This is a genomic window from Pseudarthrobacter sp. RHLT3-21, from assembly GCF_059383495.1.
Map to the genome: position 1 here is coordinate 209,659 of NZ_JBWZCI010000003.1, position 22,839 is coordinate 232,497.

Annotated in this window: 20 protein-coding genes and 1 pseudogene; 12 read left to right on the forward strand and 9 right to left on the reverse strand. The window is 66.1% G+C overall.

Annotated elements, in window-relative coordinates; translation table 11 throughout:
• Positions 1-116: 116 nt before the first annotated feature.
• From AC50YA_RS05185 to AC50YA_RS05200, 4 genes and pseudogenes are all read left to right on the forward strand, one after another.
• Positions 117-545, forward strand: coding sequence for a hypothetical protein (locus tag AC50YA_RS05185; RefSeq protein ID WP_494981281.1), 429 nt, complete (start codon positions 117-119; stop codon positions 543-545).
• Positions 539-772: a helix-turn-helix transcriptional regulator gene (locus AC50YA_RS05190; RefSeq protein ID WP_160677130.1), complete on the forward strand. Its 234-nt coding sequence runs from the start codon at positions 539-541 to the stop codon at positions 770-772. The genes AC50YA_RS05185 and AC50YA_RS05190 overlap by 7 nt, the downstream gene beginning before the upstream one ends.
• Entirely contained in the window at positions 769-1,740 is a 972-nt protein-coding gene (locus tag AC50YA_RS05195; protein ID WP_494981282.1) for an NAD(P)-dependent alcohol dehydrogenase, read from the forward strand. The genes AC50YA_RS05190 and AC50YA_RS05195 overlap by 4 nt, the downstream gene beginning before the upstream one ends.
• 467 nt (positions 1,741-2,207) lie before the next feature.
• A pseudogene (locus AC50YA_RS05200) lies at positions 2,208-3,758 on the forward strand (HNH endonuclease signature motif containing protein).
• 145 nt (positions 3,759-3,903) lie between these two features.
• On the opposite strand, the gene AC50YA_RS05205 reads toward AC50YA_RS05200, so the two are convergent.
• Positions 3,904-4,722 carry a GNAT family N-acetyltransferase gene (locus AC50YA_RS05205; protein ID WP_494981283.1) on the reverse strand — a complete coding sequence of 273 codons (819 nt, stop codon included), beginning with the start codon at positions 4,720-4,722 and terminating at the stop codon, positions 3,904-3,906.
• Between the two features lie 219 nt (positions 4,723-4,941).
• Between AC50YA_RS05205 and AC50YA_RS05210 the strand changes: the two genes are divergently transcribed.
• The 4 genes from AC50YA_RS05210 (at position 4,942) to AC50YA_RS05225 (ending at position 9,603) form a co-directional block, all read left to right on the forward strand.
• Entirely contained in the window at positions 4,942-5,766 is an 825-nt protein-coding gene (locus AC50YA_RS05210; RefSeq protein WP_494981284.1) for an IclR family transcriptional regulator, read from the forward strand.
• Between the two features lie 145 nt (positions 5,767-5,911).
• Positions 5,912-7,609, forward strand: coding sequence for a urocanate hydratase (hutU, locus tag AC50YA_RS05215; RefSeq protein WP_494981285.1), 1,698 nt, complete (start codon positions 5,912-5,914; stop codon positions 7,607-7,609).
• A gap of 4 nt (positions 7,610-7,613) precedes the next feature.
• A complete protein-coding gene (gene hutH, locus AC50YA_RS05220) occupies positions 7,614-9,206 on the forward strand; it encodes a histidine ammonia-lyase (RefSeq protein WP_494981286.1) in 1,593 nt (530 codons plus the stop codon).
• A 160-nt stretch (positions 9,207-9,366) separates the two neighbouring features.
• Positions 9,367-9,603: a hypothetical protein gene (locus tag AC50YA_RS05225; protein ID WP_056348863.1), complete on the forward strand. Its 237-nt coding sequence runs from the start codon at positions 9,367-9,369 to the stop codon at positions 9,601-9,603.
• Positions 9,604-9,724: 121 nt separating this feature from the next.
• Here the strand turns inward: AC50YA_RS05225 and AC50YA_RS05230 are convergent, their stop codons facing one another.
• The 5 genes from AC50YA_RS05230 to AC50YA_RS05250 form a co-directional block, all read right to left on the reverse strand.
• Complete coding sequence (locus AC50YA_RS05230; protein ID WP_494981287.1) at positions 9,725-9,982, reverse strand: hypothetical protein; 258 nt, start codon at positions 9,980-9,982, stop codon at positions 9,725-9,727.
• Positions 9,983-10,164: 182 nt separating this feature from the next.
• Complete coding sequence (locus AC50YA_RS05235) at positions 10,165-10,566, reverse strand: universal stress protein (protein WP_494981288.1); 402 nt, start codon at positions 10,564-10,566, stop codon at positions 10,165-10,167.
• Between the two features lie 68 nt (positions 10,567-10,634).
• Positions 10,635-12,245, reverse strand: a complete 1,611-nt coding sequence (locus tag AC50YA_RS05240; RefSeq protein ID WP_494981289.1) for a tripartite tricarboxylate transporter permease — start codon at positions 12,243-12,245, stop codon at positions 10,635-10,637.
• On the reverse strand, positions 12,245-12,757 hold the full coding sequence (locus tag AC50YA_RS05245; RefSeq protein ID WP_494981290.1) for a tripartite tricarboxylate transporter TctB family protein: 513 nt from the start codon (positions 12,755-12,757) through the stop codon (positions 12,245-12,247). The genes AC50YA_RS05240 and AC50YA_RS05245 overlap by 1 nt, the downstream gene beginning before the upstream one ends.
• Complete coding sequence (locus AC50YA_RS05250) at positions 12,754-13,764, reverse strand: Bug family tripartite tricarboxylate transporter substrate binding protein (RefSeq protein ID WP_494981291.1); 1,011 nt, start codon at positions 13,762-13,764, stop codon at positions 12,754-12,756. The genes AC50YA_RS05245 and AC50YA_RS05250 overlap by 4 nt, the downstream gene beginning before the upstream one ends.
• 270 nt (positions 13,765-14,034) lie before the next feature.
• Between AC50YA_RS05250 and AC50YA_RS05255 the strand changes: the two genes are divergently transcribed.
• Both AC50YA_RS05255 and AC50YA_RS05260 read left to right on the forward strand, forming a co-directional pair.
• Positions 14,035-15,657, forward strand: coding sequence for a sensor histidine kinase (locus tag AC50YA_RS05255; RefSeq protein WP_494981367.1), 1,623 nt, complete (start codon positions 14,035-14,037; stop codon positions 15,655-15,657).
• Positions 15,654-16,355, forward strand: a complete 702-nt coding sequence (locus AC50YA_RS05260; protein ID WP_494981292.1) for a response regulator — start codon at positions 15,654-15,656, stop codon at positions 16,353-16,355. Before AC50YA_RS05255 ends, AC50YA_RS05260 begins: the two co-directional genes overlap by 4 nt.
• Here the strand turns inward: AC50YA_RS05260 and hutG are convergent.
• The gene (gene hutG / locus AC50YA_RS05265; RefSeq protein ID WP_494981293.1) at positions 16,352-17,335 is read right to left on the reverse strand and encodes a formimidoylglutamase; all 984 of its coding nucleotides are present in this window, start codon (positions 17,333-17,335) and stop codon (positions 16,352-16,354) included. The genes AC50YA_RS05260 and hutG overlap by 4 nt on opposite strands.
• A gap of 144 nt (positions 17,336-17,479) precedes the next feature.
• Positions 17,480-18,922 carry an NCS2 family permease gene (locus tag AC50YA_RS05270; protein ID WP_494981294.1) on the reverse strand — a complete coding sequence of 481 codons (1,443 nt, stop codon included), beginning with the start codon at positions 18,920-18,922 and terminating at the stop codon, positions 17,480-17,482.
• Positions 18,923-19,032: 110 nt separating this feature from the next.
• Here AC50YA_RS05270 and AC50YA_RS05275 point away from each other — a divergent pair, with 110 nt between their 5' ends.
• Both AC50YA_RS05275 and AC50YA_RS05280 read left to right on the forward strand, forming a co-directional pair.
• On the forward strand, positions 19,033-21,426 hold the full coding sequence (locus AC50YA_RS05275; protein ID WP_494981295.1) for an ATP-binding cassette domain-containing protein: 2,394 nt from the start codon (positions 19,033-19,035) through the stop codon (positions 21,424-21,426).
• Between the two features lie 77 nt (positions 21,427-21,503).
• Positions 21,504-22,136 (forward strand): copper resistance CopC family protein, encoded by a 633-nt coding sequence (locus AC50YA_RS05280; RefSeq protein WP_494981296.1) that lies wholly within the window; start codon positions 21,504-21,506, stop codon positions 22,134-22,136.
• On the opposite strand, the gene AC50YA_RS05285 is transcribed toward AC50YA_RS05280, so the two are convergent.
• Positions 22,133-22,741 carry an FAD-binding protein gene (locus AC50YA_RS05285; protein ID WP_494981368.1) on the reverse strand — a complete coding sequence of 203 codons (609 nt, stop codon included), beginning with the start codon at positions 22,739-22,741 and terminating at the stop codon, positions 22,133-22,135. The genes AC50YA_RS05280 and AC50YA_RS05285 overlap by 4 nt on opposite strands.
• Between the last annotated feature and the right edge of the window lie 98 nt (positions 22,742-22,839).

Here is a 22,839-nt window from a genome sequence, read left to right on the forward strand (position 1 = left end):
GTGTGTGTGGCCTTTTCTTTTCTTGGGGAGTCCAAAACTATTGACATCATGTCTGATTTTCTTTACTTTTGAGATGTCAGCTTTGTTTTACATCTGGTGGGATGGCAGGAGCCGAAATGTCCTTCGAAGAGAAGAGCGCCTGGATCATGGGGGTGGTGGCCGCGGGCTCTTATGGCGTGTATTTGGCCATCGTCCTGGGCCTGGCCGGCACTATGCCCGTTGCCGAGGTTCCGTACGTGGCTCCACTGCTGTGGACCATTGGGACATCCATTGCTGCGTCCATCGCCCTGCACATACTCTTGGGCATTTTTTCGCCCAAGGAGGCCGGAAAGAAGGACCAGCGAGACCGGGAGATCTACCGTTTCGGCGAGTACATCGGGCAGTCGTTTGTGGTCATCGGCGGCGTCGCGGCGCTGCTCCTGGCGATGGCCGAGGTGGATCACTTCTGGATCGCAAACGTCATCTACCTGACGTTTGTGTTGTCCGCCATCCTGGGCTCCGTAGCCAAGATCGTCGCCTACCGCCGGGGGTTCCAGCCGTGGTGAAGCCAACGCGGGTGACCAATTCCATCCGGCGCCTGCGGTTCGAACGGGGCGAGATGACGCAGGCCGAATTGGCCGAGCGTGTAGGCGTCACCCGCCAGACCGTCATCGCCATCGAACAGGGCCGGTACTCGCCGTCCCTGGAGATGGCCTTCCAGATCGCCCATGTGCTCAGCGTGCCGCTCGAGGACGTGTTCCAGTACCCGAACCACGAAGGAGACGCATCATGAAAGCAATCGTGCAGGACGTTTACGGGAATTCCGATGTGCTCCAACTACGGGACATTCCGCAGCCGGCACCGGGCAGCGGCGAGGTGCTGATCCGAGTCCGCGCGGCCGGCGTCGACCAGGGCATGTGGCACCTCATGACCGGGCGGCCGTACCTGATCCGGCTCTTCGGCTTCGGGCTGAAGAAGCCCAAGGTCCCCGTCCGCGGACGCGAGGTGGCCGGCGTCGTGGAGGCGGTAGGGGCTGGCGTGACGCGCTTCCAGCCTGGCGATGAAGTGTTCGGCACGTGTGAGGGGTCCTTCGCGGAATTTGTGTGCGCCAAGGAGGGCCGCATTGCCGCGAAGCCCGCAAACCTCACGTTCGAAGAGGCCGCGGCCGCGCCCATTTCCGCCGTCACGGCACTGCAGGCCGTCCGCGATGCCGGACAGGTCAGTACCGGCCAGAAGGTGCTGATCATCGGCGCTGGCGGGGGAGTCGGGTCCTTTGCGGTACAGGTGGCGAAGGCATTCGGTGCAGAGGTCACCGGAGTCTGCAGCACCGGAAAAGTGGAGCTGGCCCGGTCACTCGGCGCCGATCACGTCATCGATTACACCCGGGACGACTTTGCCGGCGCAGGGCTCCTGTACGACGTCATCCTGGATACCGCCGGCAACCGGCCGCTCTCAGTCCTGCGGAAAGCACTCACACCGCGGGGAACACTGGTGATCGTCGGCGGTGAAGGCGGTGGGAAGCTGACCGGCGGGTTTGAGCGTTCGATGGGTGCGCCGCTGGTGTCGCTGTTCTCCGGGCAGAAATTCAAGGGGCTTGTTTCGACGGAGAATTACCGGGATCTCGAGGCGCTGACCACGCTTATTGAGGCCGGCAGTGTGAAGCCTGCTGTGGACAAGGTCTACACGCTCGTTGAGGCGCCGGCTGCCGTTGAATACATGCACGAGGGCCGGGCCCGCGGCAAGGTAGTTGTCAGCATCTGACGCTCTTCAACCTCCCATCCTCGGCGCGAGAGGACAGTTAACAGGCGCCCCCTTTCGCTCGGAGGGATACCTGAACCCCTCAGCTCCGGCGCTATGGAAATGATGCCAACGGAGTTATGCACATAGGCATCCATCCACGCGGGTTTTGTCGGACCCTCGCGAGATCCTGTAAGTATGGAAAGCAGAGCAGCCTGGGACGCTGAGAATAGAAAAGCCATGGCGGCAATTTCCGCGTCGCTCGCCGCGCTCGAACGGAAATTCGCCACGTCGCTGACTGGGCCACGAGCGTCTTTGTATGGGGCGCACGTTGATGCGTTGGCCCGAAGGGGCGCGTCCTTGGCCGGGATCTCCGAGATCGCCCGGTTGGAAGCGAAGTGCAGTGCGCTGAAGACCCGGTTGGTCGCAGGGTATCCACTTGGGACATCCGCTGCGCCCGCGTTGTCAGACGCTCCCGGGATGCTGTGAGTATGGGAATCACGGCCGCAGTAGAGGTGTTGAAGGCCATTGAGTCTTCCGTCGCTGCTGTGGGTGTGCTGGTCCGCGGGATGGGGTCCGAGGGTGTGGCCGGTGCTGATTCAATGCGGCAACGGGCGGATGACTGGCTGGACATCCTGGCGGAGGCTGCCCGGCTGCAAGCAAAGACGGCAGCCCTGACAGTGCACGCCGCGGCCGGGTTCACCGACACCACAAGGACTATGGCGGCCCCCGGGGCGTCCCTGCAGGACCGCACGGCCCAGGAAATGGCTGTGGTTGCGGAGGTGGCCTGCGTGCTGACGGTCAGCGAACGCGCCGCGGGTGCCCTGCTCGCCGAAGCCCACGAACTGACCACGGCCCTGCCGCTGACGCTGTCCGCCCTGCAGTCCGGAAACATTTCGTGGCAGCACGCCCGGATCATGGTCGACGAAACCACCAACCTCGACCCCGCCGGTGCCAAGGCGCCGGAGGCGCACTTTCTGGATCCCGAGGCGCCGAACCCTGCCCGGGGGTGCCCGACTGGGGAGCTCGTCGCGTCCCGGTTCCGGCATAAGGCGCGTACGTGGCGGGAACGCCACCACCCGGTCAGCATCGAAAAACGCCACACCCGCTGCGCCGCCGATCGACGACTGGAGTATGCCCCGGACCGCGACGGCATGGCCTGGCTCTCCGCCTACCTCCCCGCCGACCAGGCCGCGGGGATCTGGGACCGCACCACCGCCGCCGCCCGCGCCCTCCAAGGGCCCGATGAGGACCGGACGCTCAGCCAACTCCGCGCCGACACCGCCGCGACCTGGCTCCTCAGCGCTACAGGTGATGCGGCCGACAGTGACGGCAGCACGGGCGGGGGTGTTCCGTCGCCGCGGGCGCAGGTGCTGGTCACGGTCCCGGTGCTTTCGCTGTTGGGTGTCACGGATGAAACGGCCATGCTGGATGGATACGGACCGATCCCGCAGTCCATGGCCCGGCGTCTCGTCGCCGACGGCGCAGAGTCCTTTCGCCGGGTCCTGACAGATCCCCGCGACGGAGCTCCGCTGGAGATCGGGCGTACGAGCTATCGGCTCACGAAAGCCCAACGCCAATGGCTGCGACTGCGGGATGGGAAGTGCCCGTTCCCCGGCTGCAGCAACCAGTCTTTGGACAATGAGGCCGACCACCTCCTCGCCTGGGCCCACGGAGGCAGCACCGGGATCAGCAACCTCGGCCAGCCCTGACCCAAACATCACAGACTCCGCCACACCACCGGATGGATACCCGAAGCAGCCACAAAGAACGAACCACCCGGCTGGACATCACCCACCGGACGGCACTACGCCAGCGAACACCCCGACTGGGAACCACCTGACTGGCCACAACAGATCGTAGAACAGCTGGGGCATCAAGAAATTGGCGAAAAAGTAACACGTCAAGATCTTGCCCCGGATCCTCGAAACCCGCCCCGCGACCTGTCCCTGCCCGAAGGCCAGCAGCCAGACCAGCCCCTGTCAGAAGACACGTTCCCGGATAGACCGCTTTCTCCGACCCCAGTGAACGTCAGCGTCTAGCATGGGCCCTTTCCACAATCATGCGGACCAGGATCTGGTGCAGGGTGACGTGACGCCGTTCCTCCGGCCACCACGGCACCACACCGTCGGCGTCCAAGGGCACGTCTTAGTGATGCGGCGGCTCTTTTCGTCCATAGCGGGCACTCTACCCAAGTGCTCCAGGGCTATCGCCGCTCGTAGGAGGAGTCCACACAAACGGCGTGGTGGTGGTGATTGCCCTGAATCCCAATCGTCGCAGGATCGGCTCGCTGTCAGCGGAGGCATCCACCTGCAGGTACTTCACTCCACGGGCAGCCGCCACCTGAGCCCGCGCCGACACCAAGGTCTTGTAGATCCCCCGCCCGCGCCATGCAGGCAATGTCGAGCCGCCCCATAAACCAGCGAAGTCCGTGCCCGGATTGATCTCCAGCCAGGCTGCCGACACCACTTCCCCCGAGGCCTCGGCCATGAAGACCACCAGGTTTTCCGGGTCCGAGGCCAGCCGGTCATGCAGATCAGCAGCCACCCAGCTGTAGTCGGCGGCCCACACTTCAGACTTCATGACCGCGATGCGCTCCAGGTCAGGGCGTTCGCGGGCCAGTCTCACCCGAATACCTTTCGCGGCCGCAGTGCCGCCGGCCATTGCAGACGTCTCACACACCAGGACGGTCTCGCGGTCTTCCGGGACAAAGCCCGCTGCGCGGAGGCGAGCCTCCAGATCATTCGGGAGATCATGTGCCCTGGTCTTCCATTCGACGGCTTCTCCACGGCCGGCAAAGTAGTCACGCTGCTCGACGATCATCCTGTCGAGCGTCCCGCCTTCCACGCCGAGGTCATGAGCCGACTCGATGAAGCCCCGCCGCTGTCCGGTCACACGTTGCAGTGGGCCCAGCAGCTGATAGTCGTGGCCTGCCGGAATCGTTGGCGGAACCAGCCGGCGAAGCTGGGAATCGTACGCGGCAAGGATGTCCGTGGTTGAGGCCATACGCTTCAGCCTACGACCAGCGCCGCCGGACCCGAGCGGACCGGGAGGGAAGCCTGGGGCTCAACATCCCGGGACCGGGTCCGCGCCCAAGGCCATTGTCTGGGATTCCGGACACAGGCTGTGTTTGAGTGGCGATGAAAGGACCTGCCATGGGCGCAAGGTTAAGTACGGGATCCCGGACATGGCCGGAAGCCCCGCGAGAAAATAACGGAGGGCACAGTGGTGTCGAGCACGGAAGCCAGGCCTGAGGCCGGCGGCGAATCAAGGGCGACGTCCAAAGTCCCCGCTGCCGAGAACACCCTTCGTATCCTCAAACTGTTGGCCTCCAAGCGGGGGCCGATGGCGGCGTCGAGCATTGCCACGTCCTTGGGATTGCCGCGCTCAAGCGTTTACCACCTGCTCGGGGTGATGGAGGCGAACGGTTTTGTCCTCCACCTGCACGAGGAGCAGCGCTACGGGCTGGGGATCAGCGCCTTCGAGCTGAGCTCGGCGTATTCGCGGCAGGAACCGCTGTCCCGGCTGGGCCGGCCGCTGCTGGCATCGCTGGTGGATGTGATCGGTGAGAGCGCACACCTGGCAGTGCTGCACGGGCGCGACGTGCTGTACATCGTGGAGGAACGGGCCAAGAACCGCCCGTCCCTGGTGACCGACGTCGGCGTCCGGCTTCCCAGCCACCTCACCGCCAGCGGCCGCGCCATTCTCGCGGCATTGCCGAAGTCGCAGGTCCGCGCGCTGTACCCGAATGCCGAGGCGTTCACCGCCCGGCATGAGGTGGAGGGCGCCATCATGAAGTACTCCGCGCTGTCCTCGCACCTGGACCGGGTCAGGCAGCGCGGCTACGCCACCGAACACGGCGAGGTGACGCCGGGCTTCGGCTCGATTGCCGCCGCTGTCACGGACCACGTGGGATGGCCGACGGCGGCAGTCGCCGTCACGTTCCTCGAGGACAAATTGCCGGCCGACCAATGGCCGGCGCTCGCCGCGCGGGTCCAGAAAGTAGCGGACGAGCTCTCCGTCCGCATCCACGGCCGCCCCGCCAAGTAGCGCTGACGCCGACCGCCCAGCAGGAATTGCAGCAGTCTGGAATCCCGGACACCACCCCTCCGAAAGCCCTGTCCGGCCCGGCCTGGAACGGCTTTAGTTGATACAGAACCTCTTCCCCATGCACCAACACGAGAAGGAGCCCCTCATGGCACCCGCCGATTTCACCACCGGTGCCCGCCCGGTCAAAGCAGCCCGCGGCACTGAGCTCACCGCCAAGAGCTGGCAGACGGAAGCCCCGCTGCGCATGCTTATGAACAACCTGGACCCCGAGGTGGCCGAACGCCCCGATGACCTGGTGGTCTACGGCGGCACCGGCCGCGCCGTGCGGTCGTGGGCTGCGTTCGACGCCATCACCCGCACACTGGAAACCATGGAAAAGGACGAGACGCTCCTGGTCCAGTCCGGCAAACCGGTCGGCGTCTTCCGCACCAACGAATGGGCGCCTCGTGTGCTCCTGGCGAACTCCAACCTCGTGGGCGACTGGGCCAACTGGCCCGAATTCCGCCGGCTGGAGGCCGAGGGCCTGATGATGTACGGCCAGATGACCGCAGGGTCCTGGATCTACATCGGCACCCAGGGAATCCTGCAGGGCACCTTCGAGACCTTCGCCGCGATCGCCCGCAAACTCACCGGTGACGAGGACGGCACCCTCGCCGGCACCCTGACCCTCACCGGCGGCTGCGGCGGCATGGGCGGCGCCCAGCCGCTCGCCGTCACACTGAACGACGGCGCCTGCCTGATTGTCGACGTCGACGAAAGCCACCTGCGCCGCCGCGCAGGGAAGCGCTACCTCGACGAAGTTGAAACCGATCTCGACACCGCGATCGCCAAGGTCCTCAAGGCCAAGGAAGAGCGCCGCGGCTGGTCCGTGGGCTACGTCGGCAACGCCGCCGAGGTCTTCCCCGAGATCCTGCGCCGCCACAACGCGGGTGAGCTCACCGTGGACATCGTCACGGACCAGACCTCCGCCCACGATCCGCTGTCATACCTCCCCGAGGGCATCACGGTGGAGGAATGGCACGGCGAGGCCGCCGCCGACCCGGAAGGCTTCACTAAGAAGGCCCAGGCGTCCATGGCCAAGCACGTCCAGGCCATGGTCGAGTTCCAGGACGCCGGCGCCGAGGTCTTCGACTACGGCAACTCCATCCGCGACGAGGCCCGCAAGGGCGGCTACAACCGCGCCTTCGAATTCCCCGGTTTCGTCCCGGCCTACATCCGCCCGCTGTTCTGCGAAGGTCTCGGCCCGTTCCGCTGGGTCGCTCTCTCCGGGGACCCGCAGGACATCGCCGTCACGGACAAGGCCATCAAGGAGCTCTTCCCCGAGAATAAGCACCTGCACCGCTGGATCGACGCGGCACAGGAACGTGTGGAGTTCGAAGGCCTGCCGGCCCGGATCTGCTGGCTCGGCTACGGCGACCGCGCCAAGGCCGGCCTGCTGTTCAACCAGCTCGTCAAGGAAGGCAAGGTCAAGGCGCCCATCGTGATCGGCCGCGACCACCTCGACTCCGGCTCCGTCGCCTCCCCGTACCGCGAGACTGAGGCCATGGCGGACGGCTCCGACGCGATCGCGGACTGGCCGCTGCTCAACGCCCTCCTCAACACCGCCTCCGGCGCCACCTGGGTATCGATCCACCACGGCGGCGGCGTCGGCATCGGCCGCTCCATCCACGCCGGCCAGGTCTCCGTCGCCGACGGCACCGACCTCGCCGCGCAGAAGCTCGAACGCCTCCTGACCAACGACCCCGGTATGGGCGTCATCCGCCACGCCGACGCCGGCTACGACCGCGCCGTCGACGTCGCCAAAGAGCGCGGCGTCCGCATCCCCATGAACGAAGGCAAGTAGCACCATGACTCTCACCACGAACGAAGCGCTCACCGTCACCCTCGGCTCCAGCGGCGTCACGCCTGAGGACGTTGTCGCCGTCGCGCGCCACAACGCCCAGGTGACCATCGCCCGGGAGGCCCTGGACACGGTGGCCAAGGTCCGCGCGCATATCAACGAACTGGCGCACAGCGAGACCCCCGCCTACGGCATCTCCACCGGCTTCGGTGCGCTGGCCAACCGGCACATCCCCAGCGAGCTGCGCACCCAGCTGCAGAAATCGCTGATCCGCAGCCACGCCGCCGGCATGGGCCCGGCCGTGGAACGCGAGGTGGTCCGCTGCATCATGTTCCTGCGCGCCAAGACCCTCGCGTCCGGCCGCACCGGCGTCCGCCCCGTCGTCCTGCAGACCATGGTGGACGTGCTCAACGCCGGCATCACGCCGGTGGTCCGCGAGTTCGGCTCGCTCGGCTGCTCCGGCGACCTCGCCCCGCTGTCCCACTGCGCCCTGGTGCTGATGGGCGAGGGCCAGGCCGAAGGGCCCGACGGCGTGACGTACGGCGGGCGGGGTGAGGCGCCTGTCGCCGAGCTGCTCGCCGGGCACGGCATCGAACCGGTCACCCTCGCTGAGAAGGAAGGCCTGGCCCTGGTCAACGGCACCGAGGGCATGCTGGGCATGCTCCTGATGGCCATCGCGGACATCCGTCAACTGCTGACGACGGCGGACATCACCGCCGCGCTCAGCGTCGAGGCGCTGCTCGGCACGGACCAGGTCTTCGTGCCGGAGCTGCATGCGGCGCTGCGTCCGCACCCGGGACAGGCCGCCAGCGCGGACAACATGCTGCGCGTGTTGTCGAACTCGCCGATCGTGGCCTCGCACCGGGTGGGGGATTCCAAAGTCCAGGACGCCTACTCGCTGCGCTGCGCACCCCAGGTGGCCGGCGCCGCGCGGGACACGGTGGACTACGCGGCCCTCGTGGCATCCCGTGAGCTCGCCGCGGCCATCGACAACCCGGTGGTCCTGCCGGACGGGCGGGTTAGCTCCAACGGCAACTTCCACGGCGCACCGGTGGCCTATGTGCTCGACTTCCTGGCCATCGCCGTCGCGGACCTTAGCTCCATCGCCGAACGCCGCACGGACCGCATGCTTGACCCGGCGCGTTCGCACGGGCTGCCGGCGTTCCTGGCCGCAGATCCGGGCGTGGACTCGGGCCTGATGATCGCGCAGTACACACAAGCAGGGCTGGTCTCGGACAACAAGCGCCTGGCCGTCCCGGCCTCGGTGGATTCCATCCCCAGCTCCGCCATGCAGGAAGACCACGTCTCCATGGGCTGGCACGCGGCCCGGAAGCTGCGCAAAGCCGTGGAGAACCTTCGCCGCGTCCTGGCCATCGAATTGGTGACGAGCGCCCGTGCCATCGACATGCGGACGCAGCTGTCCGACGGCGAGCTCACCCCGGGGCCGGCAGGCGCGGCCGTGATCGGGGTGCTGCGGACCGTCGTCGAGGGCCCGGGAACCGACCGGTTCCTCTCGCCCGAGCTGGAGGCGGCTGACCGTCTGGTTGCCTCAGGGAAGGTCCGCGCAGCCGCCGAATCCGCCGTCGGAATTCTTGCCTGAGCGGGAATATTCTTCGGTCCTGCTGCGAAATTCGACCAATGTCGAAATATGGTGCGACACGTACATCTGGGCGCCGGGAGTGTAGTAGAACTGAAGGTGTAACAAAAGTCACATCAACGAGGCTGTGGCGCAGGACGTATACAAAGGGGTAGAAGTTCAAATGAAAGCACGCGGGGCTGTCCTGTCGAGGCGCAATGTCCATTCGGCCACCATCTCGGAGTGGGGAACGCTCAAGGCTGGGGACCGGGTGGAAATCATCAAACACGCGCACGTCATTGCGGCGGGCGAAGTGGAAGAAGTATCGCAGAGCGGGAACGTGCTGTGGCTCGTGCCGGCCACTCCGTCAGAGAAGGAACTTTTCCTTAAATCCGACGGTGTAGAAGTCCGCAGGAGTTAAGAACGCAAGACCAAAACGCAAAAGAGTCCCCGCCCTCCTTACTGGAGGGCGGGGACTCTCTGCGTGGATCTCGGGCTGGAACGAAGTCCGGATCGAACGGCGGATCTAGGGCCGAATCGGCTCAGGCCGCAATGCTTTCGTACGTTTTGCCGAAGGGGACTGACTCGTCCAGGGCAACGGTGAATCGTCCCGGGCGCAGTCGCGTAACAAGGATGCCGCAGGCCGCGTCTTTTGCCGGCTCAATCAGCGTGGCAACAGCCTTGTCCAGGCCTTCGTGCATCTCGTGCGCAGTGGAAAACTGCAGGTCGATGGACAGGGAAGCCGGGGCTTCGACGGCCGCGACGGCGGCCTGGGGGCGTTCCAATGTAGCTGTAGTCATATGCCGAACTTTCTGTGTCTCGTGCCAAAGGGCTCGATCAACTGTACCCGCTACGGCGCTACAGATGTCAGATGACTGCTATCTCGCACACGCAGACGCCAAAAATCCGAAGTTTGTTCGCTGAACCGCACCGTCAAGGTGCGGTTCAGCGAACAAACATCGGATTGAAGGTTGTGCCTGGATCAGCCCGCCATGCCGGCTTTGACGGCCAGAACGGGGCAGTCAGCCTCGAGCAGGATCCGCTGCGACGTGCTGCCCATGATCAGTTTGCCCACCGGCGTGCGTCGGCGCAGGCCGATCACGATGAGCTCGGCGTTATGCTCCTCCGCGGCCTCAAGAACCTCCGCTGCCGCATCATGTCCCCGGACCGGCTGCTTGATGACATGGTCGATCCCGTGGGATGCCAGGCGTTGGTCGATGCTTTGCATCTCGTCTTCCTGCGCGTACCGGTTGTCCACCAGGGCATCACCCTTGGAGGAGTTGATGACCAGCAGGGTGGCGCTGGCTTTCCGGGCCTCGGCGATGGCCTGGGTCAAGGCCGCTTCGCCCTCTGGGGTAGGGACATATCCCACCACGATCGTCATGGCTGTACCTCTTTTTCTGTCAGTTGATTCTGCTGCGGGGCGGATGCGGGGCTGATGCTCAGGTCCGGTTAGCCGTCCCCGTCGCCACGTGAGGTGGCATCGGCGCGGTGGCTGCCATGGCTGCCGCTGCCGCCAGCATCCGTCGGTTCGGTAGCGCCGGAGCGGGGTGCGGGCACCCCTGCCGGCACTGCTGCCGGGCGGTTCCGGCGGATCAGCTTGAACAGCAGCGGCCACAGGAGGATGAGGGCGATGATGATGTAAACGCCGACGGCGATCGGCTCACTCCAGAGGCCGGCAGGGTCGCCGGCGCTGAGCTGCAGCGTCTTGCGAAGCTGACCTTCGATCCTCGGACCCAGAATGACACCGAGGATGAGCGGCAGGACGGGAAGTCCGAACCGCCGCATCATGAAGCCCAGGGCGCCGAGCGCCAGCAGGAGCACCAGGTCGAAGGCCTGCAGGTTCACCGAGTAGGCGCCCAGCGTGGCGAAGAAGAGGATCCCCGCGTAGAGGTAGGGCCTGGGGAGTTGCAGGAGCTTGGCCCACAGCGGCGCCAGCGGCAGGTTGATGATCAGGAGCAGGAAGTTGCCGATGAAGAGGCTCGCGATCAGGGCCCACACCAGCGGTCCTTGGCTTGCGAACAGCTGCGGCCCCGGCTGGATGCCGTACGAGGTGAATGCTGCCAGCATCACCGCGGCCGTGGCGTTGGTGGGCAGGCCCAGGGCTAGGAGGGGAGTCATGGTGCCGGCGGCTGCAGCGTTGTTGGCTGCTTCCGGCCCGGCCACGCCCTCAATTGCGCCGTGGCCAAACTCCTCGGGGTGCTTGCTGAGGCGTTTCTCGGTCACATAGGAGAGGAACGTGGGGATCTCGGCCCCGCCGGCCGGAAGCGCGCCGAAGGGGAAGCCGAACGCCGTTCCGCGGAGCCAGGGCTTCCAGGAGCGTTTCCAGTCCTCCTTGCCCATCCACGGACGGCCTACGGGAATGACCTGCAGCGGGTTGCGGCGCAGGTGCGCGGCGACCCACAGTGCCTCGCCGACGGCGAAGATGGCCACTGCGACCACCACGATGTCCAATCCGTCAGCCAGCAATGGCTGGCCGAACGTGAGCCGGCGCTGACCCGTCACGGAGTCGATGCCCACCAGGCCAATTGCGAGTCCGAGGCCCAGTGAGGCAAATCCCCTCAGCCGGGATGATCCAAGGACGGCGGTGACTGCCAGGAGGGCAAGCACCATAATCGCAAAGTAGCTGGGCGAGCCCAGGCTGACCGCAAACTTCACCACGATCGGCGCAAAGACTGCGAGCAGGGCTGTGCCGATGGTACCGGCCACGAAGGAGCCGATGGCTGCCGTCGCCAGGGCTTGCGCGGCCCTGCCGGCTTTCGCCATCTTGTGGCCTTCGATGGCCGTGACCACCGAGGAGGATTCACCCGGCGTATTAAGCAGGATGGAGGTGGTGGAGCCGCCGTACATGCCGCCGTAGTAGATGCCGGCGAACATGATGAAGGCGCTGGTGGGTTCCAGGACGTAGGTGACGGGGAGCAGCAGGGCAACGGTCATGGCCGGGCCCAGGCCCGGCAGGACGCCGACGGCGGTGCCCAGGAGTACGCCGATGACGGCGTAGAGGAAATTCATGGGGGTCAGGGCGGTGGCGAAGCCGTCCATAAGGGAGGAGAAGACGTCCATCAGAGAACCCCTTCCAGGAGGCCGGCGGGCAGCGGAATTCCGAGGCCCAGGTAGAAGCCGTAGAAGGTGAGCACGGAGAGGGCCAGGGCAATAATGCCGTCACGGATGTAGTGCCGGCTTCCCAAGGCCCACGCGCTGCCCCAGAACAGGACGGTTCCCGAAATCACCCATCCTGCCCAGTCGATCAGCAGGATGTTGGCGACGAATGCTCCAACCAGCGGCAGGACGGTCTTCCAGTCGGCGGGGTGTGTGAGGTCCACGTCCTCGCCGCCTTCCGCTTCGCCTTTGCCGCCGCGGAGTACGTTGACAGCCAGAAGGACGGCGCAGACGATCAGCAGTCCGGCCACGAGGTAGGGCAGGGTCTTCGGTCCCACCGGGTCCGACTTCGAGTACGGGGTCACCAGGGCAATGGCGTCGACGAGGACCAGGACGCCCGCCGCTCCGAGCAGGAGGGCTACCCCCAGCTCGGAGCGGCCTTTTAGCCGTGCGGCCAAAGTTGGTGAGGAGCTCACGTCAGGCCAAGCTTCGTCAGGACGTCCGCCACCCGCTTGTCCTGCTCGCTCAGGAAGGTTTTGAATTCGTCGCCGGTGATGAAGGCGTCGGACCAGCTGTGGGTCTTGAGGGCTTCCTTCCAGGCGGCCGTGCCGTGCATCTTTTCGAGGGCGGCGATCAGCTTGGCCTTGTCCGCGTCGGTGATGCCCGGAGGGGCCACGATGCCGCGCCAGTTGGTGAATACCAGGTCGATGTTCGATTCCTTCAGCGTGGGTGCGTCCACACCGTCGAGCCGCTTTTCGCCACTGGTTGCCAGGACGCGGACCTCGCCGGACTGAATCTGCTGGAGGTACTCGCCGGCGCCGGACGCTGCGAAGCCCACCTTGTTGCCGAGGATGGCCGGGAGGAGGTCCCCGCCGCCGTCGTAGGACACGAAGTTCACCTTGGTGGCATCGATGCCCACCGCTCCGGCGAGCTGCATGGGCAGCAGGTGGTCCGGGCCGCCGGGGGAGGATCCGCCGCCCACGCTGATGGAACCGGGGTCGGCTTTCCAGGCGGTGATCAGGTCATTGATGGTCTTGTAGGGCGAATCCTTGTTGACCATGATGGCGCCGGGCTCTTCGATGAGCTTGGCCAGCGGAGTGGTGGCCGTCAGCTTGGACTCGGACTTGTTGGTGTAGCTGGCGCCCACCACGCCAAGGCCCATGAGCATGGTGAGGTCGCCGTTGCCCTTTTCATTGACAATCCGGGCCAGGCCCACGGTTCCGCCGGCGCCGGCCAGGTTAAAGACCTCGGTGTTGGTGGCGACCTTCTCGTCGTCGAGAACCTTTGCCGCCACGCGGGCGGTGGTGTCGTAACCGCCGCCGGGAGTGTTGGGGACCATGATCTGGAGACCGGTCACGGGGCCCGCTGCGGCACCGGAGCTGGCGCCGTCGGTGGAGCTTTTGCCGGTGGCACCGCAGCCGGTGGCCATCAGGGCGATGCCGGCGGCGACGGCGGCAATTCGCAATGCGCGGATTTGGCGCATGGTGTTCCTCTTTTCAATCAAAACTGATCAGCAGGGGCTGACTTGTAGTTCCGATGCTAGGGCCGTAAGTGATCGGCATCACTCTTGTGTACGCAGAGAAAGTTAAGTTCATTGCGTTCACGTTTCCGGCGGGCCACCACAATCTTGATCCCCCTCTGTTGCCGTCCACTCAGTAACCGTCCGGCCCGGTACGGTGGGGGTATAGTTCCGGTACCTGACCACCAGAGGCCAGCCCAGCAGAGGAAAGAACCCGTGGCTCGACGAAGAGGAATGTCCCTCGCGGGGCAGTACCTGGTTCTGCAGTTGCTGATTGTCCTCGCGGTCCTTGTCGCCGTGGTGGCCATTTCGCTCGCGCAGTCCGCTGCCGCGTTTGAGCGGATCGAGGGCCGCCGTGCGCTGTCCGCCGCCGAAGCGCTCGGTGCCAACCCCACGGTGCGTGAGCTGCTTCCCCATGGCGAACCACGCGGCGGGTCAGCCCTTCCCGCCGTGGCCGAGTCGGTGCGGACGGTATCCGGATCCTCGAACGTGGCGCTCGCAAAGCTGGACCGCACGGTGGTTGCATCGTCCGATCCCAGCATGCTGGGCCAGCCGATGGAACTTGGCTCCAGCCGCGTGATGGAAGGCAGGTCATGGACCGGCGTGGTGGGCGGGTCCGGTGCGGAGGCGCTGTCCGCCCACGTCCCTGTCCTGGACGACGCCGGAAAGATGATCGGCATCGCGTCCATCAGCCGCAGCTATCCGTCCTGGCTGGAGCGGCTGGGGGACGCCGTGCCCAACCTCCTCACCTACCTCGGTGTAGCCAGCGTGCTGGGTGTTGCCGGCTCGCTGCTGCTTTCCCGCCGGGTGAAGCGGCAGACCCTGGGCATGGAACCGAGCGAAATCACCGGCTTGGTGGAAAACCGCGAGGCCATGCTGCATGGGCTGAAGGAAGGGGTGGTGGCGCTGGACCCGCACGAGCGCATCACCGTGGCCAACGACAGCGCCCGCGCGCTGCTGGGCCTCCCCGCTGACTGCGTGGGCAAGCGGCTCGCCGGCCTGTCCGTGGAGCCCGCGCTCAAGGATGTCCTCACCCGCGAGCAGCCGGAGCCGGACCAGCTGGTGCTCGTTGGCGACCGGCTGGTGGTGCTGAACCGGGTTCCCATCCTTTCGCGCGGCCGCGACATCGGCTCCGTCACCACACTGCGCGACCGCACCGAACTATCCGCACTTGAGCGGGAACTCGGAGCCACCCGGACGGCCACCGACACGCTCCGCGCCCAAGCCCACGAATTTGCCAACCAGCTGCACGTGATCTCCGGCCTCATCCAGATCGGGGAGTACGATTCCGTGGTCCAGTTCGTCAACGGTGCCACGCTGGACAGAACCCGGCTCAACGATGAGGTCACCAGCCGCATCGAGGACCCGGCGCTCGCCGCGCTCCTGATCGCCAAGTCGAGCCTGGCCACCGAACGCGGGGTTAGCTTGCAGCTTGATCCTGAATCCGGGCTGGAGCGCGTTGACGATGAGCTGTCACGGGACCTGACCACGGTCGTCGGGAACCTCGTGGACAACGCGTTCGACGCCGTCACCGGGCTTCCGGAGGCAGTGGTGAGAGTGCTCGTGGAGGACACAGCCGACGGCGTCACGGTCACCGTCCGCGATTCCGGCCCCGGCGTCACCGGGGATCCGGGGGAGATCTTCCAGCAGGGTTTTACCACCAAGGACCCGGGCCCGAGCGGGAGCCGGGGCTTCGGCCTGGCGCTCTCCCGGGTGGTCTGCCGGCGCGGCGGCGGCGACCTCACGGTAACCAACGACAACGGGGCGGTCTTCACCGCCCGGCTGGAACGAACCCGGCTGGAACGAACACGGCCGGAACCAAACAGACCGGAACGAACACGGAGACTGCCGCAATGATCAAAGTCCTGATCGTCGATGACGACTTTATGGTGGCCAAGGTCCACGCAGGGTTCATCCAGCGCACTCCCGGGTTCGCCGTCGTCGGGGTGGCCCACACCGGCGCCCAGGCGGTCATCGAAACCGGGAGGCTGCAACCGGACCTGGTGCTGCTCGATATCCACCTGCCGGACATCAACGGCCTGGACCTTATGCACAAACTGCGCGCGGTGGCCCCTGAACTGGATGTCCTGGTGATCAGCGCGGCCCGCGAGGTGGACACGGTGCGCAAAGCCCTCCGCGGCGGGATTGTGCACTACCTCATCAAGCCCTTCTCGCAGACTGACCTGCAGGAACGGCTGGAGCACTACCGCAGCGCCTACCAGGGCCTTGACTCGGCCAAGGATGTGGCGGAGCAGTCGGATGTGAACCGGGTGTTCGGGCTGGACCGGACCGATCGGCCGCTGCCGAAGGGTTGCAGCATCGAAACACTGAAGCTGGTGGAAGCTGCCCTGAACGAGGCCGACGGCGACCTGTCCGCCGCCGAAGTTGCCGTCGAGTTGGGCACGTCCCGGGTCAGTGCGCGCCGGTATCTTGAGTACCTCCACGACGAAGGCGTCCTGGAGGTCCGGCTCAAGTACGGCGTGGGCAGGCCCGAGCGGCGTTACGTGCTCAAGGCTCAGCCGCCAGCCGCCAGCATCCCCAGCCGCGGGACTTAGCGCAGCAGCGTGTTCACCAGCCGCGCGGCAACCTTGGCGGTCCGGCCGTCGACGTCGAACTCCGGGTTCAGCTCGGCCACGTCCAGGTGCAGGAGCTTGCCACTCTCCGCCACCTGCCGGCAGACCGCGCTGATAGCGGGCAGCGGCACGCCGTAGGCAGCGGGTGCGCTCACACCGGGAGCCACCGACGCCGGCAGGACATCCAGGTCGATCGTCAGGTACAGCACGTCCACGCCTGCCAGGAAGTCCGCCACAAACGTCCGCACGCGCTCCGCCGTGCAGTCCTCATCCAGCAGGTACCGCACGCCCAGCCGATCCGCCGTGTTGAATAGTGACCGCGTGTTGTTCGGCTCGGAAATCCCGACGACGGCGTAGCAGAATGCGCGCCCCGCGGCGGCTTCCGCCCCGGCCATCTGGAGGAACGGCGTGCCCGAGCTGGGAAGGGGCTCATCGCGGAGGTCGAAGTGCGCGTCCAGATTCAGGATGCCAAGCCGCTTTCCGCCGCGCACTGCGTCAGATCCGGCTACGCCAAGATAGCTTGCGAACGCGGTCTCGTGCCCGCCGCCCAACACCACGGTGAGGTGGCCGGCGTCGAGCATGGCGGTGATCGCGTGCCCGGCGCGGGCCTGGCCGGCCTCCAAGGCGCCGTCAGAGACCACGATGTCCCCGGCGTCGGACACGGTGCGGTCAAGGTGGAAGGCGAGCGGGCCGAGCGCTGACCGGATGGCTGCCGGCGCCAGCGCGGCTCCGGTCCGTCCCTTGTTGCGGCGCACACCCTCGTCGCTGGCGAAGCCCAGGATCACGGCGGGGACAGCGGCGGAGTTTGCGGAGGGTGCCTCCCGCGGAATGTCAGCCGATTCAGCACCGGGTGCGTAGGGCGAAACCGCTTGCCACCAACGGCGGTGCTCGGCGCCGTCGCCATCGAACCGCCCCGACCAGGGCTGCGGGGAAACGTCAACGGTGAGCTCAGGAGAAACCATCCCCCTAGCTCACCGCAGCGCGGGCCGGAAAACCAGCAGCGCCGCCGTCGGGCTGTCCGGAATCCCGGAAACCAGGCGCAACAGGGGTTAAGTAGCGCCGAGAGGACATGCCGTCCAGGCGGAGTGGACCAGCAGTGTCCGGCGCTACGGCATGCCCAGTGCGGCCTCGATCGGACCGACGGCGAAGAACAGCAGGAACGCGGCGGCCACCGCCCACATCAGCGGGTGGACATCCTTAGCCCGGCCCTGGAACGTCCGGATCAGTACAAATGCGATGAAGCCTACGCCGAGACCGTTGGCGATGGAGTACGTGAACGGCATCAGGGTCAAGGTCAGGAAGGCCGGGATGGCGATTCCCCAGTCCTGCCAGTCGATCTTGCCCACCTGGGAGACCATCATGAAGCCCACCACCACCAGGGCAGGAGCCACAGCCTCGAACGGAACGAGGTTGATCAGCGGGGTGAAGAACATGGCCACCAGGAACAGCAGGCCGGTGACGATGGACGCCACGCCGGTCCGCGCACCCTCGCCGATCCCGGCGCCGGCCTCAACGTAGATCTGGTTCGAGGAGACGGAGGCGCCGCCACCCACGATGGCCCCGAGCGCGTCCACCTGGAGCACCCGGTCCACGTCCGGGATGTTGCCGTCCTTGTCCACCGTGCCGGCCTCGTTGGCCAGGCCCACCATGGTGCCCATGGCGTCGAAGAAGATGCTGAGCAGGATCACGAAGGCCAGCAGCGTGGCGGCCACGAAGCCCAGGTGTTCAAAAGCGCCGAACGGGTTGGCCTTGCCGATCAGCGACAGGTCCGGGGCGCTCCACTCCGTAAAGGACGGCGCCACCAGGGACCAGCCCTGCGGGTTGGCGGTGGTGCCGTCAAAGCTGGGGCCGATGTGGAGGGTCATTTCCAGGATCACGGAAATGATGGTGGAGGCGATGATGCCGATCAGGATGGCGCCCTTGACCTTGCGGACCACCAGGGCGATGGTGAGGATCAGGCCGAAAACAAAGACGGCCGTGGGCCAGCCCAGCAGCTTGCCGTCGAAGCCCAGGCCCACCGGAACCGTGGTGCCGGCAGCGTCGGGGATCCGGCGGACAAAGCCGGCGTTGACCAACCCGATCAGGGCGATGAACAGTCCGATGCCCACCACGATGGCGGTCTTGAGCCCGTCCGGGACGGCCTTGAAGACGGCGGTCCGGAAGCCGGTGAGGACCAGGATCATCATGGTCACGCCGGACAGGACCACCAGGCCCATCATGTCCGGCCACGTCAGGCCCGGGTTCGTGGCGACCGTGACGGCCACAAACGCGTTCACGCCCAGGCCCGCGGCCAGCGCGAAGGGGTGCCTGCCCCAGGCGCCCATCAGGATGGTGAGGATGCCCGCCACAAACGCCGTCACAGCGGCCACTGCGGCAAAACCCAGTGTGTTGCCGCTGGAATCCGGGCCGGAGAGGATCAGGGGGTTAAGCACCACGATGTAGCTCATGGCGAAGAATGTGGCAAAGCCGCCGCGGATCTCGCGGGAGAGGTTGGACCCCCGCTCGGAGATCTTGAAGTACCGGTCCAAGGCAGAGCCCTGCTTAAGCATTAGTCCTCCGGGATGTGTTGTTGGGGGTTACTTGATCCTAGAGGGCGGGGGGACCGCGCCTAGAATGTCTGTCAGGAACCTCACAATGCCGAGCAAATGTTGGAGACACCATGACTACTGACACATCGACAGACCGGCAGCTCCCCGCGGCGCACGTCGCCGACAGCCACGATCTGATCAGTGTGCAGGGTGCCCGGGAGAACAACCTCAAGGACATCAGCATCGAGATCCCGAAGCGCCGTCTGACGGTGTTCACGGGCGTCTCCGGCTCGGGCAAGAGCTCACTGGTGTTCGCCACGATCGCCGCGGAGTCCCAGCGGATGATCAACGAGACCTACAGCGCCTTTGTGCAGGGGTTTATGCCCAACCTGGCGCGGCCCGACGTGGACCACCTCGAAGGGCTGACCACGGCGATCATCGTTGACCAGGAGCGGATGGGCGCGAACCCCCGCTCCACGGTGGGCACTGCCACGGACGCCAATGCCATGCTCCGGATCCTCTTCAGCCGGCTGGGAACCCCGTACGTTGGGCCGCCCACGGCGTTTTCCTTCAACGTCCCGACGCGGAAGGCCAGCGGTGTGATGAGCACCGAGAAGGCCGGTGGCCGGGTGGAGAAAGCGGTGGTGCAGAATGCCGTCTACCTGGGCGGCATGTGTGCGCGCTGCGAGGGCATGGGCTCGGTCTCCGACTTTGACCTCACCGCTTTGTACGACGACACCAAGTCGCTCGGCGACGGTGCACTGACCGTCCCCGGCTACAGCATGGACGGGTGGTACGGCCGGCTGTTCGAGGGAATGGGCCTCCCGATGGACAAGCCGATTGCCACGTTCACGAAGAAGCAGCTCGAGACGATGCTTTACTCCGAGCCCGCCAAGATCAAGGTTGAGGGCATCAACCTCACGTTCGAAGGCATCATCCCCAAGATCCAGAAGTCCATGCTGTCCAAGGACGTCGAGGCGATGCAGCCACACGTGCGGCGCTTCGTGGAGAGCGCCATCACTTTCCAGGCCTGCCCCGAGTGCGAGGGCACACGGCTCAGCCCCGAGGCCAGGTCGTCGAGGATCCAGGGCAAGAACATCGCCGATCTCTGCGAGATGCAGATCAGCGACTTGGCCGAGTGGGTCCGCGAGTTCGACGAGCCGTCGGTTGCGCCGCTCCTCAACGGACTGCAGCACCTGCTGGATTCCTTCGCCGAAATAGGGCTGGGCTACCTCTCGCTGGACCGCCCGGCAGGCACCCTTTCCGGCGGAGAGGCCCAGCGGACCAAGATGATCCGGCACCTGGGCTCGTCCCTCACGGACGTCACCTACGTCTTCGACGAGCCGACCATCGGCCTGCACCCGCATGACATTGAGCGGATGAACCAGCTGCTTCTGCAGCTGCGCGACAAGGGCAACACCGTGCTGGTGGTTGAACACAAGCCCGAGACCATCGCCATCGCCGACCACGTGGTCGATCTTGGCCCCGGCGCCGGCACCGCGGGCGGCAGCGTCTGCTTCGAGGGCAGTGTGGAGGGGCTGCGGCGGAGCGACACCATCACCGGCCGACACCTCGATGACCGGGCGAAGGTCAGGGGATCCGTGCGTACCTCGACCGGCGTCCTCGAGGTACGTGGCGCCTCCACCCACAACCTCCAGGATGTCGACGTCGACGTTCCGCTCGGCGTGCTCTGCGTGGTGACCGGTGTGGCAGGTTCGGGCAAGAGCTCGCTGATCCACGGGTCGGTGGCAGGACGTGACGGCGTGGTGGTAGTTGACCAGGGCGCCATCAAGGGCTCGCGCCGCAGCAACCCCGCCACGTACACAGGCCTGCTCGAGCCGATCCGCAAGGCCTTCGCGAAAGCCAACGGCGTGAAGCCGGCGCTGTTCAGCTCCAACTCCGAAGGTGCCTGCCCCACCTGCAACGGCGCTGGCGTCATCTTCACCGAGCTGGGCGTGATGGCCACGGTCGAGTCCACGTGCGAGGACTGCGAGGGCCGGCGGTTCCAGGCTTCAGTGCTGGAATACACGCTGGGCGGCCGCAACATCTCCGAGGTGCTGGCCATGTCCATGACAGAGGCCGAGGTCTTCTTCAGCGAAGGGGAGGCCCGCACACCTGCGGCCCACAAGATCCTGGACCGGCTCGTCGACGTCGGCCTCGGTTACCTGACGCTGGGCCAGCCGCTCACCACGCTATCCGGCGGGGAGCGGCAGCGCGTCAAGCTGGCCACCCAGATGGCCGAGAAGGGTGATGTCTACGTCCTTGACGAACCGACCACCGGCCTCCACCTCGCCGACGTCGAAAACCTCCTCGGCCTCCTGGACCGGCTTGTCGTGTCCGGCAAATCGGTCATCGTCATCGAGCACCACCAGGCCGTCATGGCGCACGCCGACTGGATCATCGACCTTGGCCCAGGTGCAGGGCACGACGGCGGCAAGGTCGTTTTCGAGGGAACTCCCGCCGAGCTCGTGGCCACCAAGTCCACGCTCACCGGCAAGCACCTCGCGGCGTACGTCGCCGGCTGAACGCCCGTGCCCGGGAAGTTCGCCTACGGAAGTTCGCCTAGGCTTGAAGGACGCCAACCCAAGGGAGCAGTACACCTATGCGATCCATCCGCCGCCAGTTGCTGAGCGTTGTGCTCGGGACGTTCGTTTTCGCCGCCGCGGTGCTGGGATTCGCGGCTCCGGCCTCGGCGCACGATGCCGCCGAGTCCAGCAGTCCCGCTCAGGGTGCCACGGTGGCCACGGCGCCGGAGCAGGTCTCCGTGACGTTCAACAAGAACCCGTTGGGCATCGGCGCACAGTTCTCCGTCAAGGATTCCGCCGGTGCTGAGTGGGCGGACGGCGCTGTTGAGATCGTGGACAGCACGGCCACGCAAAAGCTCAAGGCCGGCGCTATGGCCGGAACCTACACGGTGGCCTGGCGGGTGGTCAGCTCGGATTCCCACCCGATCGAGGGGACCTTCGGCTTCACGGCGACCGCCGCTGCGGCGGGAGCCGCGCCCTCGGGAACATCGGCGGCGGGAGCATCGCCGTCGGCCGCTATTCCCACGATGGGAACCGCGCAGCCGGGAACCGTGGCATCTCCGGCCGCGGCCGAAGGCGCGTCCCAGCCGTTCCCCTGGAGCCTGGTGATCTTTGCCGCAGTGGCCGTGGGGCTGCTGGTGGCCATTGGTATCCTCGCGAAGCGCCGCCTCACCGCAGGCAGCGAAGACGACGAAACCGAACAGGCCTAGACGGCGGCGACGCTTTCCGGGTGGACCGTGGCTGAAATGGCCTGACCCACGGTCTTCGCCTGACGCAGGACTTCCTTGGGTGAGGGCGTGATGAGCTCGCCTACTCCCACGAGGTAGATGCCGATCTGCCGCATGGCTGCCACCAGGTTCCGGCCAACCGTGATCCCGAAGTCGCTGAGCATACGCCGCAGCTGGCTATGCGCGCACCGGGTCAGCACAATGTTGTCTGCCAGCAGGATTCCGTTGGGCGTGTGGACTTCCCACTGGCCGGACGGGGAGCCGGCGGCTGTTCCCTCGGATGCGCCGCCCACCATGGTCAGCTGAACCGCCCGGGTGGTGTTGCGGACATCCATGTGGTGGCTGGCGGCGTAGTTGCGCAGGTGGCGGAGGATCTCGTTGCGTTCCCGGAGGGAGTCGGAGTCTGCTGCGTCGCAGCGCTGCAGTGAAGCGGTGTTGGCCGGTTGTCCGGCGCCGAGGATGTCGAGCCCGTCCACCACGATGGCGTCCACGCCGCGGCGGCGCAATTCTGCGCCAACAGCCAGGCCTGAGAGCCCTGTGCCGATGATCACCGTGGTAGTCCGTTCGGTCCCGCCATTCACAGGCATGCTTGACACTACAGTTTTCCTCCTTCAAAGGCTTTCGGATGCAGGCAGCGTCGCCCCGCATGCGTTCCGTTACCCCCAAAGTCCGGCCGCAGCACCGG